This is a genomic window from Sphingorhabdus sp. (assembly GCF_046596595.1).
Taxonomy (GTDB): Bacteria; Pseudomonadota; Alphaproteobacteria; order Sphingomonadales; family Sphingomonadaceae; genus Sphingorhabdus_B.
Map to the genome: position 1 here is coordinate 1 of NZ_JBKJMB010000122.1, position 16,204 is coordinate 16,204.

Annotated in this window: 8 protein-coding genes; 3 read left to right on the forward strand and 5 right to left on the reverse strand. The window is 56.2% G+C overall.

Annotated elements, in window-relative coordinates; genetic code table 11:
• The 5 genes from ACLL9E_RS12070 to ACLL9E_RS12090 form a co-directional block, all read right to left on the reverse strand.
• On the reverse strand, nt 1-428 hold a 428-nt coding region (locus tag ACLL9E_RS12070), incomplete at its 3' end, for a CoA transferase (RefSeq protein ID WP_411291984.1).
• Nucleotides 425-2,299, reverse strand: a complete 1,875-nt coding sequence (locus ACLL9E_RS12075; RefSeq protein ID WP_411291985.1) for a hydantoinase B/oxoprolinase family protein — start codon at nt 2,297-2,299, stop codon at nt 425-427. The genes ACLL9E_RS12075 and ACLL9E_RS12070, both read right to left, overlap by 4 nt.
• A 13-nt stretch (nt 2,300-2,312) precedes the next feature.
• On the reverse strand, nt 2,313-4,361 hold the full coding sequence (locus tag ACLL9E_RS12080; protein ID WP_411291986.1) for a hydantoinase/oxoprolinase family protein: 2,049 nt from the start codon (nt 4,359-4,361) through the stop codon (nt 2,313-2,315).
• Nucleotides 4,362-4,371: 10 nt separating this feature from the next.
• Nucleotides 4,372-5,301 carry a hydroxymethylglutaryl-CoA lyase gene (locus ACLL9E_RS12085; protein WP_411291987.1) on the reverse strand — a complete coding sequence of 310 codons (930 nt, stop codon included), beginning with the start codon at nt 5,299-5,301 and terminating at the stop codon, nt 4,372-4,374.
• Nucleotides 5,302-5,325: 24 nt separating this feature from the next.
• On the reverse strand, nt 5,326-6,000 hold the full coding sequence (locus ACLL9E_RS12090; RefSeq protein ID WP_411291988.1) for a GntR family transcriptional regulator: 675 nt from the start codon (nt 5,998-6,000) through the stop codon (nt 5,326-5,328).
• An 87-nt stretch (nt 6,001-6,087) separates the two neighbouring features.
• Between ACLL9E_RS12090 and ACLL9E_RS12095 the strand changes: the two genes are divergently transcribed.
• From ACLL9E_RS12095 to ACLL9E_RS12105, 3 genes are all read left to right on the forward strand, one after another.
• The gene (locus ACLL9E_RS12095) at nt 6,088-8,601 is read left to right on the forward strand and encodes a TonB-dependent receptor (RefSeq protein WP_411291989.1); all 2,514 of its coding nucleotides are present in this window, start codon (nt 6,088-6,090) and stop codon (nt 8,599-8,601) included.
• 133 nt (nt 8,602-8,734) lie between these two features.
• Complete coding sequence (locus tag ACLL9E_RS12100; protein WP_411291990.1) at nt 8,735-10,513, forward strand: hypothetical protein; 1,779 nt, start codon at nt 8,735-8,737, stop codon at nt 10,511-10,513.
• A gap of 267 nt (nt 10,514-10,780) precedes the next feature.
• Nucleotides 10,781-16,204 carry an AMP-binding protein gene (locus tag ACLL9E_RS12105; RefSeq protein WP_411291991.1) on the forward strand — a complete coding sequence of 1,808 codons (5,424 nt, stop codon included), beginning with the start codon at nt 10,781-10,783 and terminating at the stop codon, nt 16,202-16,204.

Sequence of the window (16,204 nt, forward strand, 5' to 3'; positions counted from 1 at the left end):
CCCATCGCTTCGCCGATCCCGCCAAAGCCCGCGCGGTCGGAATAAGGTCCAGTCTGGCCATAGCCTGACATGCGTGCAATGATCAGTCCGGGTTGTTCGGCAAGCAGGCTGTCGGGCGAGAGACCCCATTTTTCCATCGTCCCCGGCTTGAAATTCTCAACCAATATATCGGCGGTTGCGATTAGCTTGCGGACCAGCATTTGACCTTCTTTGATGCGCAAATTCGCCGAGACGGATTTCTTGTTTCGCGCAACAACTTCCCACTGGACCTTTTCTTCGCCTTGCCCCCACACGCGCATGGGGTCGCCCGCGCCGGGAGGTTCGACCTTGATGATCTCCGCACCCATATCACCAAGCAACTGGCCGCAGAACGGCCCGGCCAATAGCTGGCCGAGTTCAATCACCCGCAGACCTTTTAATGCACTCACTCTGCCGCCTCCAAATTCGTCCAAACAGGCTGGACTGGCGCTGCCAAGCCGGTTTCTGCTGCACAATTTGTGCGTAGATTTTCGATCGTCGGGCCATAGTTGAACAACGGCAATGTGCCCCTCTCCGCCCGCAATTTGGAACGCAGCATTTCACTAGCCGCCAGATCGACAACGCCGTTTTCACTTGCAATAACGCCATAATCCCGGGCGCCGGTGACGGTAACAAGTCCCTGAATGATTTCCTTGCCCACCAATGCCGGATCGCGCTCAAGCGGGTCGCCCCAGCCGCCGCCGCCCCATGTAATGAAATGCAATTGGTCACCTTCATCGACATGCACATCCTCGACCTTGTTGCCGATAATATGCGTCGTGCCATCGGCCTTTTCGAGCAGCTTGCGTGCACGTTTGCCAGGTTCCCCGCCATTCACACCCCATGGCGGCACGAACCAGCGATCATCATGTATCGAGATCGTCCCGGCCGCAAGAAACCGGTAAGTCATATGAATGCCATTGCCGCCACGGTGCAGACCAGCGCCGCCGCTGTCGGGTTCGGTTTCATAACGCTCAATGATCAACGGGAAATAGCGTTCCAGAAATTCATTCGGCACATTTGTGAAGCCTGGCCATAAGGAATGGCCATCGGGACCATCGCCCATTGGACGCCCGGGAATGCCACCAAAGCCAATTTGGAACAGCTGAAACCAGTCACCCTTTTTATCGTTGCCCGAATAAAAAAGGTGGGGACTGGATGAAAAACCGGCCGCATTTAAGAATTCCGGTGTTTTTTGGCCCAACAGCCCACCTAGAATATCGAAAATGCGGCCCAGCGCATGCGTGCGACCCGAAAGCGCTGCTGGAAATTTCGGCTTGAGAAGTGATCCGTCCGGAATGCGGACATCAATCAAATCATAAAAGCCATCGTTGAACAAAATTTGGGGGTCAAAGACCATGATCATGTAAATGCCGAAGAACATTTTGAACATGTTTTCATTGAGGAAAAAGTTAATCGACGCTTGGCTTTGCGGGTCGGTCCCGGCAAAATCGAGCACGACCTTTTCGCCCTCACGCCACATGGTGCATTTGATCTTATATGGGCCAGCGCCCATGCCATCGTCACAAATATAATCTTCAAAGCTGACCGGTTCTTCACCAATCGCCATCGCGATAAGCGCCTTCATCGCGCGGTGGTTGCGGGCCAGCAGCTCCTGCGTGGCAGAGATGTAGACATCGTCACCGAAGCGCCCGGCCATTTCGATGACCCGGCGTGCGGCAACCCGGCATGATGCGATGAGCGCATTCAAATCCGCCTGACACCAATCGGGCTTGCGTGTCTGATGCATGACGAGCTTCATCAGATCATCATTATATTCGCCCTTTTTCCAGATTTTAACTGGCGGAATGCGGACGCCTTCTTCGAATATCGAACGCGCGTTGATGGGCATCGAACCGACGACCTTGCCGCCAATGTCCGACTGGTGGCCAAACATCGATGTATAAGCGATGAGCCGCCCGTCCTTGAACACCGGCAGAAGTACCAACCAGTCGTTCGAGTGGCTAACGGCCCCGGCGCATGAATAAGGGTCGGAGAGGAAGATCATGTCCCCGTCTTCAAGCGTGCCATCGAAATTATCGAGAAAGCCGCCAATGAAGCTGCCGAACTGGCCAACGATCATTTTGCCGGTGTGATCTGCGATTAACGGGAACGCATCCCCTTGTTCGCGAATGCCGGGCGACATGGCGGTGCGGACCAACGTCGCGTCCATCTCGATGCGCGCGTTGCGCAGCGCGTTTTCAATGATGTCGAGCGTTACCGGATCGATGGCAATCTTGTTAAAGGGCGTGTGGTTCGTTTCGATGATTACCGCAGGCATGTCGTTCGCCTCCTCAAGCCAGATTGATCAGGATGTTGCCGACCTTGTCGACGGTCGCGACACAGCCGGTTTCGATAAGCGTGGTCGAGTCCATTTCGACGACAATAGCTGGCCCGATTATGACGTCGCTTTGTCTTAACTTGGACCGGTCATAGATCACGGCCGCTTGTTCCTTGCCGTCCATCCACAAAACATGGTCGCGCATTTTGGCAGCCGCGGGGTTGCCATCACCTTTGGGGAGTTCAGCAGCCGGCAAATCAAGCGCCTGACCCAAGGCGACCGCACGCAAGTTCACAATCTCGTGCGGCGTATCCATGTTGAACGTGAACAGCCGTAAATGCTCCTCATCGAAACGTTTCAGTATGCCTTCGACACCATCACGTTCGAGCACATCAGGCGTAATGGTCAGCGGCACTTCAAAGGCTTGCCCGGCATAGCGGACATCGATTTCGAACTCGCTGCTGATATCGGCGTCGTTAATGCCGTCCGACTGCAGCTGCGCCCGGGTCTGCTCCGCCATCTCTTTCAATATGGCAATCAACTCAGCTGCATCGGTGGTGGTCGCCAAACGCGAGAAGCTGCGCGCCGTTTCGGTCCGCATCCGCGTCGTGGCATCACCCAGCGCACATAAGACGCCGGGTGACATCGGGGATATTGCTGGCCAGCTCCCCATCAACCGCGCCACCGCATTGACATGCAGCGGCCCAGCGCCGCCAAAGCCCATCAATGCGAAATGGCGCGGGTCATATCCCTGCTGCACCGAGATCATCCGCAGCGCACCGAACATATTCTCGTTCACGATATCGATGATACCGCGCGCCGCCGCCATCAGGTCGATACCAAGCGCGTCTGCAATAGTCTGCACCGCCCGTTTCGCACCCTCGCGGTCAAGCTGGAATGTACCGCCCAACAGATTTTCGGGCAAATATCCAAGCACGACATTGGCATCGGTCACCGTTGGGGCCTCGCCGCCCTTGCCATAGGCCACCGGCCCGGGGACCGCTCCCGCCGATTGCGGACCAACGCGCAAAGCCTTGGTCAGTTCGGGCACATACGCAATCGAACCGCCACCAGCGCCAACGGTCTTCACATCCAATGACGACGCCCGCACGGCCAAATGGCCGACCTCGGTCGTGCGCACGCGCCGCGGCTCAAGATTTTCAATGAGCGCGACGTCGGTGGAGGTACCGCCGACATCAAGTGTCAGGATATTCTTGATACCAGCGTTTTTGCCGACCCATAATGCGCCGGTGACCCCACCGGCTGGCCCCGACATCAATATGTCGACGGGATGCTCCTGCGCCTTTTGCGCGGACATTAATCCGCCATCCGAGCGTAACAGCGACAATTTGCCATTGAAACCAGCATCTGCCAGCTTGCTGCGCAAATTGGCGATATACTTGCCGACAACAGGGCGCACGGCCGCGTTAGCAACCGTGGTCAGCGTCCTTTCATACTCCTGCATTTCAGGCAGCACTTCGTGGCTCAGCGATACCGGCACGTTCGGCATCAGTTCGCGCGCAAGTTCGCCGACGCGGCTCTCGTGCGCGCCGTTTGTGTATGCGTTCATGAAGCTCACGGTAATCGCCTCGACGCCCTGTCCCTGAAGATAGGCCAAAGCTGCTCTGGCGGATGCTTCGTCCAACGGACGAACCTCCTCGCCTTGCGCATTCATCCGCCCGCCAACAGTCACTGTGTCTTCAAGCGCCGCCAACGGCGTCGGCTTTGGCCAGATAATCCATGCTGCAAGACCGCCCGGGACATAAGACCGCGCAATCTGCATGATGTCGCGATAGCCCTCCGTCACTATCAAGCCGACCCGCGCGCCTTTGCCTTCAAGTACCGCATTGGTGGCGACCGTCGTTCCGTGCAGAAAATATTCAATGCCCGTCGCATCGACGCCAGCATGTGCGCAAATGGCATGTACGCCGGTTAAGATACCCTCGCTGCTATCATGCGGGGTGGATGGCGTCTTGTGCCTCCAGAATGCGCCTGTGTCCGCGTTGAATAGCAACAGGTCGGTGAAAGTCCCCCCGACATCAACGCCCAAACGATACCCCATTCAACTCTCCTCACGCAGCTTTGGGAAATGATGGCGCCTGCGCCACCATGCCGGGCAGCTTTCTGCCCATGATATCCGATAACCAATGGCTTGCCTGTATAAGGCTGTCCAAATTCATCCCTGTAGACACGCCTGCCCGCTCGAGCATGTAAACGACGTCCTCGCTTGGCACGTTGCCTGCCGCACCCGGCGCAAACGGGCATCCGCCGAGTCCACCAATCGAGGCATCCACGACAGTTGCACCCGCGGTTACCGCCGCCCAGACATTGGCAAGGCCGGTATTTCGGGTGTTATGAAAATGGACACGCACCGGCAATGGCCCCATCTCCTTATGAACAAGCGCGATCAATCGTGCCACATGGGCAGGATCTCCGACGCCAATTGTATCCGCCAGTGCAATTTCAACAGGGCCCGCTTCTGCAATGGCTAATGCCATTTCCAGCACGCGCCGGTCAGGGACTTCGCCTTCAAACGGACAACCGAAAGATGCTGCGATCGTGCATTGTGCGGTCCGTCCTTCGGCTTGCGCTAACGCAATGATTGCACGTGCCGCCTCGACCGATTCGTCGCTGCTCTGGCCCTGATTGGCCATCGCAAAGCTGTCGGTTGCCACTGCAACAGCGCCAAGCTGATCAATTTTATTGGTTGCGATTGCCCGCTCCGCGCCCCGCTGGTTCATGACTAGACCAATATATGTGACGTCGTCGCGATCGGGCAGATTAGCACATACTGCCTCAGCATCTGCCATTTGCGGCACGCGCTTGGGATTAACAAAACTCGTCACTTCAATGCGGCGCGCACCTGCATCAATCGCGCGATTGATCAACGCATTTTTGTCGTCAGTGGAGATGAGCACAACCTCGTTTTGCAGGCCGTCGCGCGGGCCCACTTCAACAAATTCAATATGCTTCGGAATACTCATCGCTGACGGTGATGGCATAATTGTATACAAAATAAAACAGGATTATGCCGCCAAATTTGATTGTCCGATCCGTGTGTCGGTCGAATGTGCTTCGGCATAAGCATGAAAAGCGCGCCTGATATGTGCGGTCATAACCGCCGCAGCCCAGTCACCATCGCGATTTTCGAAGGCGATGAGCAGTTCGTCATGCTCGTGATGCGAACGTCGAAGATTTTCGAGGTCATATTGCCGCGCCGTGCGCAATATGACTGGCTGTTCAGTGACCTGAACAAGCATGTTAAATAGCCGCTCGGAGTTTGCCGCTTCAAGTATGATCGCGTGAAACTGGCGGTTGTGGTCCAGAAATCTCGGAACATCAGGGCTTTCAGCATCAATAGCCTGTTTCAATTGCGAATTGTGCATCCGCATGTGCGCGAGTTGTTCGCGGGTAATCCGCGCGGCTGCCCGCTTGGCAGCGTGCGATTCCAACATGCAACGTAACTGGAAGGCATCTTCAAGATCATCCAGCGACCAGTCTGCCACAAAACTGCGCTGTGAATCGTTGCGCCGAACGAACATTTCCGCCTCAAGCCGCCGAAGCGAATCGCGAACCGGTGTGCGCGACACACCACATAATTCCGCCAGCGCTTCTTCGCGAATTTGAGAGCCGGGCTGCAACTCTCCCGATAGGATCATGTTGCGAATGTGATGATATGCACGATCTGACGCCCGCGACATGACTTCAACGCTCCTCTTGACGGATGGTATTTGTATACAATAAGCTGTATACAAGGCAAGGTTGGGGTTAATTAGGGGGTAAGTTACATGCGTATTGGGAAAAGTGCACTCCTCTCATCGATTGCAGTCAGCGTTTTGTTGCCCACGACGGCGTTCGCTCAGACTGCTGATGAGGGCGCAGAGGGTGAAGAAATCATCGTAACCGCTCGCCGTCAGAATGAACGGCTGGTTGATGTTCCTGCCTCGGTATCGGTCATTGATGCGGACACACTTGCCAAGACAGGCGCTGATAACGCGCAAGGTTTTGCGCAACTTACCCCGGGTGTCACAATTGTCACTGGCACTGCGGAAGCAGGCGATACGCAAATTAACATCCGCGGCATTAACGGTGCCCGCGATGCGGAAAGCTCGGTCGCGTTGGTCGTCGATGGCATATTGAAGACCAACACAGCACAACTGAACCAAACGCAGGGTACGTTGCGTCAAATCGAAATCCTGAAAGGTCCTCAAGGCGCAATTTACGGCCGCAATGCGGCGGCTGGTGCAATTGTTATCTCTACGGTCAAGCCTGGCGATACGCTTGAGGGCGCGGTCAAATTAAGTTACGCCAATGAAAAGACAATCGAAGGGTCGGCCTATATTGCATCTCCCTTGGGCGACAATGCCGGGTTCGTCCTGTCGGGCAACTACCGCACCACTGACGGTTTTTACCGCAACCTGTTCCTTGACCGTAAAGTCGTCGATGATCAGGAAGTATATTCGATCGACGGCCGCTTCATGGCGCAACTGGGCGATGCTACAGACCTCGACGTCAAAGCCCGCTATTCAAAGCTGTCCGGTGCCTCGATCAACTTCAACTCGGTGTTTCATATTGAGGCTTTTGGTGGCGCATTCTTCGAAGACGTCGATGCCCATGAATTGCGCTACTACGGCAATATTCGGCCAACAAATGACCAACGCACTATCGATTTTTCGGCCAAGATTGATCATGATTTCGGTTCAACCCGCCTGACGGCTTGGGCATTATATTCTGATGTCGATCAAAGCTTGACTGCAGACGGGACATCCGCCGATTTCGCGCGTTATATATCGCCAGCTTTGGGTGCCCCGGCCAACGCAACAAATCTGGCTGTGCTAAACAAATGCTTTGCGACAACCGCTGCCTTGACTGGCTTTCCGGTAAATGCGCCGGGTTTTATCGGGCAAATTCCCGTTCCTTTCATTTTCGCCCCGGCAACGGGTTCAACTTTCGGTGCCTATAGCCCAACCACCTGCGACGGCACGCAACTGCAAATTCGCAATCAAAAGGATATCAGCGGCGAAATCCGCTTGGCCTCGAACGGTGATTCACCGCTCAATTGGCAGTTAGGCGTGTACGGTCTGCACATCGACCGGACGGTTGGCGTTAGCCTTGGCGCAGACTTGGGCCAAGGGGTAAGTGGTGCATTGTATAACGCGCCGGGCAGCAGCAACCCAACCTCGCAGCTTTTCAACGATAATTTCAAAACCGACGTTTACGCCGCCTTCGGCTCAGTCGACTATAAAATGTCTGATATGTTCAAGGCGGGTGTTGCCTTGCGCTATGACGTTGAAGACCGGACAACATCGAACCTAGTGCCAAACGTGTCCGACCCAATCACTGACGCAAAGATTAACCCGGGCCTGCCAGCGACAGGCGCGATTGCGGATAAATCTGCAAGCTTCAAACAGTTCCAGCCCAAGGTGACATTGAGTTTTACGCCAAACAGTTCGACGAACATCTACGCCAACTGGGGTATCGGATTTAAGTCGGGCGGCTTCAACAACACCGGTTCTTCGGCCCTCGTGAATGCCAACTTCAACATTCCGGCGATTGGTGCAGGCGTAACAATCAACGATCAATTCCGCAAGGAACGGTCAAGTTCGTTTGAAGCGGGGATCAAGGGATCATTGTTCGACAATCGCGTGACCTTTGACCTTGCCGGCTATTACACAAAAATTACCGACATGCAGTTTTTCGAATTCTTCGTAGGCTCCTTTGGATTGCTTCGGGTCGTATCGAACATCGACAAGGTCGACGTCAAAGGTGTTGAATTGAATACAACAGCGCGCATAGTCGATGGCTGGAAGATTTTTGGTTCGGTCAATGTCACCGACAGCGAAATCAAGAAAAATGCGTCGCGGCCTTACACCGTTGGTAACAAATCGCCGTACACGGCAGACTATACCATCAACTTGGGCAGCCAGATGGACGCGCCGCTGAATGACAGCATCGATCTGGTGATGCGCGCCGATTACCGCATTACTGGAGCAACATGGTTCCACACGGTTCAGGACCAGACCAGAGCGACAATCTTTAGCCAGTTGCTGCCGATTTCGGCTCTGGCTCTGCCCGGATTCGTCGGCAACGCAAACTACCGCGTCGCCAAACGTGACCCGTTCGGTGTTCTGAATTTGCGCTTTGGACTTGAAGGTGAGAGCTGGAACCTGACCGCTTTCGCAGACAATCTACTCGACCGCAAATATATCAACGAAGCCATTCCAGCTATCGAGTTTGGCGGATCATTCATCTCGCCGGGCGCACGACGCCTGATAGGCGTCGAGCTAGGCTATAAATTCTAGGCACGGACAGGGGCGGGGCGACCACATTTGAGAGGGCGCCCCGTTCTTTCAATCGATTGCGTTCTGGGCCTGCAAATGATAGAAAGTACATAATAACTGGGTCGCTACACCGCTGCGGATGGAGGAGAGCCCGATGTATTTGGTTTCACGCACGCTGTTGCTTACGGGAATGTCCGCTGCAATTTTGGGTTTGTCGCATTCGGCCAAGTCGGCTGACACCCCGTCGTTTCAAACAATCCGAATACCCGGATTTATTTGCGGCCAAGTTCCATCGCGTAGCATGGCCTTACCCAACCAATTGCTGATGGCTGCTATGAGCATGAAAACGGATTCGATTCCGGCGAATAATGGCGCTGTTCCGTTGATCGCGGGACTGAAAAACGTCGGCATGTCAGTCACGACATCCAGCACCAAAGCACAACAATATTTCAATCAGGGTCTAGCCCTGTCTTACGGCTTCAATCATGATGGCGCAATTCGCTCATTCCGCGCTGCGCAGGCCTTGGACCCCGAATGTGCGATGTGCTTTTGGGGAGAAGCGCTCGCCCATGGACCGAATATCAACGCGCCAATGGACCCTACAGCAAACGCCAAAGCCGTTGCGGCGGCCAGCCGCGCAATGACGCTGCGCAATAAGGCCTCGCCGTGGGAACGTGATCTGATCGGCGCGATTGCTGTGCGCTATAGCGATACCGACGCCGACCGGCCCACACTCGACCTTGGTTATGCCAATGCCATGCAACGGGTTGCAGCCGCTCACCCCGACAATAATGACGTGGCCGTGCTCGCCGCTGAAGCCATTATGGACACGCGTCCATGGGATTATTGGGAAGCGGACCGGCAGACACCTAAAGGTCAGATCGGCACGGCTGTGAAAATGGTAGAGGGTGTTCTGTCGCGTACGCCCTACCATCCGCAAGCCATCCATCTCTACATCCATTTAATGGAAGCCTCGGCAACACCTCAAAAGGCCGAAGCTCCGGCTGACAGGCTGGCAAAACCACTTATGCCGGGGGCCGGTCATCTCGTGCACATGCCGGCGCATCTTTATCATGTGCTCGGGCGTTACCGCGATTCAATGAAAGCCAATATTGCCGCAGCCAAAGCAGATGAGGCTTGGCTATCGCAATCCGATGAGGCGGGCGTCTACCGATACGGCTATTATCCGCACAATGTGCATTTCATTGTTACCGCAGCGCAGCTTGGCGGTGACAAGGCAACCGCTCTCGATCAATCAGCGAGGCTTCAACGCATTCTGGGCGTAGATGTTGCGACCGCATTGCCATGGGTTCAGGTCATCTATGCTGCACCCTATTTTGCGCATGCCCAATTTAGTTCTCCAGCCGAGATATTGGCGCAACCCGCTCCCGACCAACGACTGCCATATGCAACAGGCATGTGGCACTACTCCCGCGCGGTTGCCGCTGCATTGAAAAACGACGCGGCCGGTACCGAGCGGGAAATCTCGGCGCTGCACAAGCTGCGCACGGAAACTGATTTCAAGTCTATGGTCGATGCGGGTGTTCCAGCCACTGACCTGCTTGAACTCGCCGAGGAGGTTGCATTCGGACGGATAGCTTATGCACAGAACCGTTATAGCGACGCAGCCGAACATTTTACGCGAGCCGCTGCTATCGAAGATCGTATCCCATATATGGAACCATCTTTTTGGTACTATCCTGTGCGCCAGTCACTTGGAGCTGCTCAACTGGCGATGGGCCAGCCCGATGCCGCGCGGCAGAACTTTATGGCAGCACTTGCGCGCACGCCAAACAACGGCTGGGCTCTATATGGGCTAGCAGAATCTCAACGGCAGATGAAAGACCGCTCGGCATTACGAAGTACAATGGCGGCCCTAGAGCGGGCATGGCTTGGTGACGATCGTAGCGCACTTAAACTTACCCGTCTGTAAAAGACGCGATAACATTCTGAGCTTATCCCCGCGACGCAAATCGCGGTAATGTGCGGCCATTCGTGTGTTCAACTGGGCGTTTGCACATGATGTGGCATCACAAACGCGCCCTGCATGTTTTATTGTTGCGCTCAGGCATAATTTGCACTTTATATCTGTCTTGGAGAGTCCGTTAAAAGACCAAAAATAAAACGGCAGAGGTGTCTATACTTGGTTCAGCCTGAAAATTTAAATGTCGCGCCTGCGGATACTCCTTTGGCAAACCCTGTGAAGTCCGCTGAGGATTGGCATGCGATGCGTAATGCGTGCGTCGATGATCCCGGCACTTTCCATGGAGAAATCGCAAGCAGGACCATTCACTGGTTCGTCCCTGACGTGGGAACAGATGGTGCGTGGCTGATTTGTGGCGAAGACGGCATATGGAGCGGTTGGGATGCCGCGACTGGCGAAACTGTTTTGCCGGAGCTGCCGAAGGGCTTCACGCCTTGGACCCGGGCGTTCGACGCCGATGACGCGCCGCATTGGCGTTGGTTTACAGGTGCCAGAACCAACGCGGCCTTCAATGAAATCGATCGCCATGTTCTGGCCGGACATGGCGCCGAGGCAGCGTTTATTTTCGAGGGCGACCGTTGGGACATGTCGTCCAATGGCGGGCTTGGTGCGCCAGTCGACTGCTTTACGGTTTCGCGCAAGCAATTGCTGCTTGAGACAGCAAAATGCGCGGTGGCGCTCAAAAATCTCGGGTTGAAAGCTGGCGACCGGATCGCGCTTAATATGCCGAGCATCATGGGACAGATTTACTGGACCGAAGCGGCAAAGCGCCTTGGCATAGTCTACACGGCGGTGTTCGGCGGCTTTAGCGACAAGACATTATCCGACCGTATTGCCGATGCAGGCGCGAGAGTGATTGTCACATCAGACGGCAGCTATCGCAATGCGCAGGTTGCAGCATTTAAAACCGCGTATACCGACCCTGCGCTCGATAATTATGTGCCCGTTCAGGTGGCACTGGCGACCATTGCCGCGACCGACCTCGGGATCGACGCAAGCGCCGCGGAAACCATTCACCTAACCGTTGCGCAGTCGCTAGCGGGTGAAGTGACCGTCGAGCGGTCTGACGTCATGCGCGGCGTTGGGCGAGCGTTAAGCTTGCTTGGAAGCGAAGGGCGTCTTGACCCAGCAGATGCCGCGCGCGTTCGTGTTGCCATCGCCTCTAGCCTGGTCAACGTGCCGCCACGGGTCGATACCGTCATTGTCGTTAAACATACCGGCCAGCCCGATATCGTCTGGCGGCCAGAGCGTGACCGGTGGAGCCACGACCTTACCGATGCGGCACTTGCCTCCATATTGGAAGCCGCGGGCCTTGCATCGGAAGCCGAGCTCATGGCACTCCCGGATGAAGCCTTCGTTCGGGCGATCTGGGCGTCCTCCGCGCCGCTTCCCGTTGACGCCGAATATCCGATGTTTTTCATCTACACATCGGGGTCGACGGGCAAACCCAAGGGTATTGTTCATGTGCATGGCGGCTATACCGCCGGCATAGCGCACACCATGAAAGTGTCGTTCGACGCGCGACCGGGCGATGTCATGTATGTCGTGGCCGACCCCGGCTGGATCACCGGACAAAGCTATCTGATTTCGGCTGCATTGCTTAGCCGGGTGACGAGCGTGATCGCGGAAGGCTCGCCTGTCTTCCCGCATGCGGGCCGGTTCGCTTCAATGATCGAGCGGCACAATGTGTCGATTTTCAAAGCTGGCGTGACCTTTTTGAAATCAGTTATGGCGGACCCGTCCAACCTTGCCGATGTCGAGAGATATGATATCTCGAGCCTGCGCGTTGCGACATTCTGCGCAGAACCAACATCTCCATCAGTCCAGCAATTCGGCATGGACCATGTCACGCCGCAATATATCAACAGTTATTGGGCGACCGAGCATGGCGGCATCGCGTGGACCCATTTCTATGGCAATACAGACTTTCCGCTGAAGGCAGATGCGCACGCGTATCCTCTGCCGTGGATCGTTGGCGAAGTTTGGGTCGAGGACGCCGACGCGGCCCCGAGCCTAGCACCCTTTGTGCGCACGGACACGGGGGGCCTCGGCTGGCGCCGTGCCGAACCAGGCGAAAAGGGGGAAATCGTCATCGCCGCGCCTTACCCTTATCTCGCGCGGACGATCTGGGGCGATGTCGAAAATTTCAAAGTCGAACATGGTAGCGTTGCGACAAATTGGCGCGGGGACTCTGACCGCTGGATCAACGGCTACTGGACGCGCTGGCGCGGCGTTTGGGGATACACCCAAGGCGACTTTGCGATCTGCCATGAAGACAGCTCCTTTTCGTTTCATGGTCGAAGCGACGATGTCATCAACGTCTCCGGTCACCGCATGGGGACTGAGGAAATCGAAGGCGCGATATTGCGCGATAAGGCGCTTGATCCGGACTCGCCCGTTGGCAATGTTCTGGTCGTCGGCGCACCGCATCGTGAAAAGGGTCTCACCCCGCTTGCCCTTGTTGTGCCGGTTGCCGGACGGAAACTCACGCAGGATGACCGCCGCCGATTATTAGAACTTGTGCGCACCGAAAAAGGCGCGGTCGCTGTCCCGGCGGATTTTATCGAAGTTACGCAATTCCCGGAAACACGCAGCGGCAAATATATGCGGCGCATGGTGCGCGCTTTAGTCGAGGGCGGCGATCTTGGCGATGTCACGACCTTGCGCAACCCGGAGTCCTTGACAGAGCTCAAGACGGTTATCGACGACTGGCAACGCAAACAGCGGCTATCAGAAGCCCAGTCGCTGTTCGACCGCTATCGATATTTCCTCGTCCAATATAACACTGTCGCACCCGGCAAGCGCGTCGCCACGGTGACAGTTACCAATCCGCCCGTAAATGCTTTGAACGAGCGCGCAATCGACGAACTTGTGATCGTTGTCGATCACCTGTCGCGCAAGGACGATGTGGTGGCCGTGGTCTTTACTGGGCAAGGCACGTCATCCTTTGTGGCAGGCGCTGATATCCGGCAAATGCTCGAGGAAATCCACAGCCTTGACGAAGCCATGGTGCTTCCAAACAACGCGCAACTTGCGTTCCGAAAAATTGAAAATATGGGCAAGCCATGCATCGCCGCGGTTCAGGGTGTTGCCCTTGGCGGCGGGATGGAATTCGCGCTTGCCTGCCATCACCGAATTGCCGAACCGACAGCGCGGTTTGGCCAGCCTGAAATCCGCCTCCGATTGTTGCCGGGCTATGGCGGCACGCAACGCTTGCCGCGTTTGCTGGCAGATAAAAACGGTGCGGTCGGGGTCCGCGATGCGCTCGATCTGATTTTGGGTGGGCGTTCGATTGATAGCGCGGCTGCACTCGAAATTGGTCTCGTTGATGCCGTTATCGGTTCTGGGGATGCAGAGGGCGGTGATGTCCTGTCGGCTGCGCATGCAATGGTCCGCGCCTTTGTGCGCGACGGCGAAAGCAGCCCGCTTGGCCAAGCATGGGCAAAGCGCCAGCGTATAACGCAGGAATGGGAGCAGCCATCCGCTGTTGATCTGGACTCGGTTATGGCCGACGATTTCCTCCAGCGGATTTTAAAACAGCTCGAATGGGCTGGACGCAAGGTCGCAGGAGAGCGTGCGCTTGATGCCATCCGCACTGGTTTGGAGCAGGGAATGTCTGCTGGCATGGAGCGCGAGGCAGCGGTGTTTGCGCAGGCTATCGTCGATCCCGAAGGCGGCAAGACCGGCATTCGGCAGTTTATGGACAAGACGAGTCCCCCCCTTCCCGTTCGCCGCAATGGCGTTTGGATTGATGACGAGCACGCACCGCGCGCGCGATTCTTGGAAGCGTCTGGCGACTTGCTGCCGCTTGGCGCACCTTTTTTCCCGGGCGTTACCGCGATTCCGCCCTATCAATATGCTTATGGCATTGCCCGCGACCCAGACACCGGTGCGCCGCGTTTCGGCCCGCCAGCGACGCATGAACGCGAATTGATCGTTGAGGTGCCCGCGCCAGCGCCCAATGAAGCTTTGGTCTACATGTTGACGTCCGAGGTCAACTTTAACGACATCTGGGCGCTAACGGGCATTCCAGTGTCGCCGTTCGATGGCCATGAAGAAGATGTGCAAATTACCGGCTCGGGCGGCATTGCGCTTATCGCGGCTTTGGGAAGCGAAGCCAGAGCGCAGGGCCGCCTGAAGGTGGGCGACATGGTCGCGGTATATTCGGGCACCAATGACCTGCTTAGCCCACAAGTTGGCAATGACCCGATGTATGCCGGCTTTGCCATTCAGGGATATGAAACCGAAACCGGAAGCCATGCGCAGTTTTTGATCACGCAGGCACCGCAATTGCATTCGATCCCGGGCGACCTGACACTTGAGCAAGCCGGAAGCTATGTCCTGAACCTGGGCACAATCAGCCGCTGCCTGTTCACGACGCTGCAAATCGCGCCCGGCCGAACCTTGTTCGTCGAAGGCGCTGCAACGGGCACGGGGCTTGATGCGCTTCGCTCGTCGGTCCGTACGGGGCTTCAAGTGACTGGATTGGTTTCAAGCCAAACGCGCGCCGAATTCATTATCAATCAAGGCGCGGTCGGTGCGTTGGACCGAAAAGATCCGCGCTTTGCTAACTTGTTCAGCATCGTCCCCGATGACCCCAACGAAGCGCGTGCATGGGAAGTCTCTGGGCAACCGCTGATTGAGGCTTACAAGGCGCTGAATAACGGCAAAGGCGCCGACTATATCGTGAGCCATGCGGGCGAAACAGCCTTCCCGCGCAGCTTTCAGCTTTTGGCCGAGGGCGGGACGCTTGCTTTTTACGGCGCGTCCTCAGGCTATCATTTTAGCTTCATGGGCAAGCCTGGATATGCCAATCCGCAGACTATGCTGCGCAAAGCGGCGCTCAACGGGGGCGAGGCTGTCCTTATCTATTATGGCCCACGGTCCGCCGATTTGCTTGATGAAGCAGGGCTCGAGATGATTGAGGCAGCGCGGCAATTCAATGCCCGCACGGTGGTGGCCACAACCACCGATGGCCAGCGCGAGTTCCTGCAATCGCTTGGACTGGAGGATGCAATTGCGGGCATTGTGAGCCTTGAGAGCATTCGCCGCCGCGAGGGTGATAATTTCGACTGGCCCGACACGATGCCGCGCCTGCCCGACGCAAAAACTGACATCGAGAGTTTTAAGGCTGCGGTGCGGGATTATCAGGACCGTGTCATGAAGCCGTTCGGATCAGCCGTCGGACGGATCCTTCGGTCACCCGACAATCCACGCGGCGCGCCAGACCTGATTATCGAACGCGCAAATCAGGACACGCTTGGCATATCGACATCTTTGGTGAAGCCCTTCACGGGCCGGGTCGTCTTCGCCGAGGATCTGACGGGCCAACGTTTTACCTTTTACGCGCCACAAGTCTGGACCCGGCAGCGTAAGATATTGATGCCGACCGCGTCGATCCTTGGCACCCATTTGTGCAACGCATTCGAAGTTGCCCGCATGAACGACATGATTTCGGCAGGATTGTTGGACGTAACCGAGCCGCAGGTTGTGGCATGGAATGACTTGCCAGAAGCGCATCAAGCAATGTGGGAAAACCGTCATACAGGCGCAACTTATGTGGTGAACCATGCGCTGCCCGCGCTTGGTTTGCGCAGCCGCGATGCGTTGTTGGAATATTGGGCGTCACAAACGAACTAA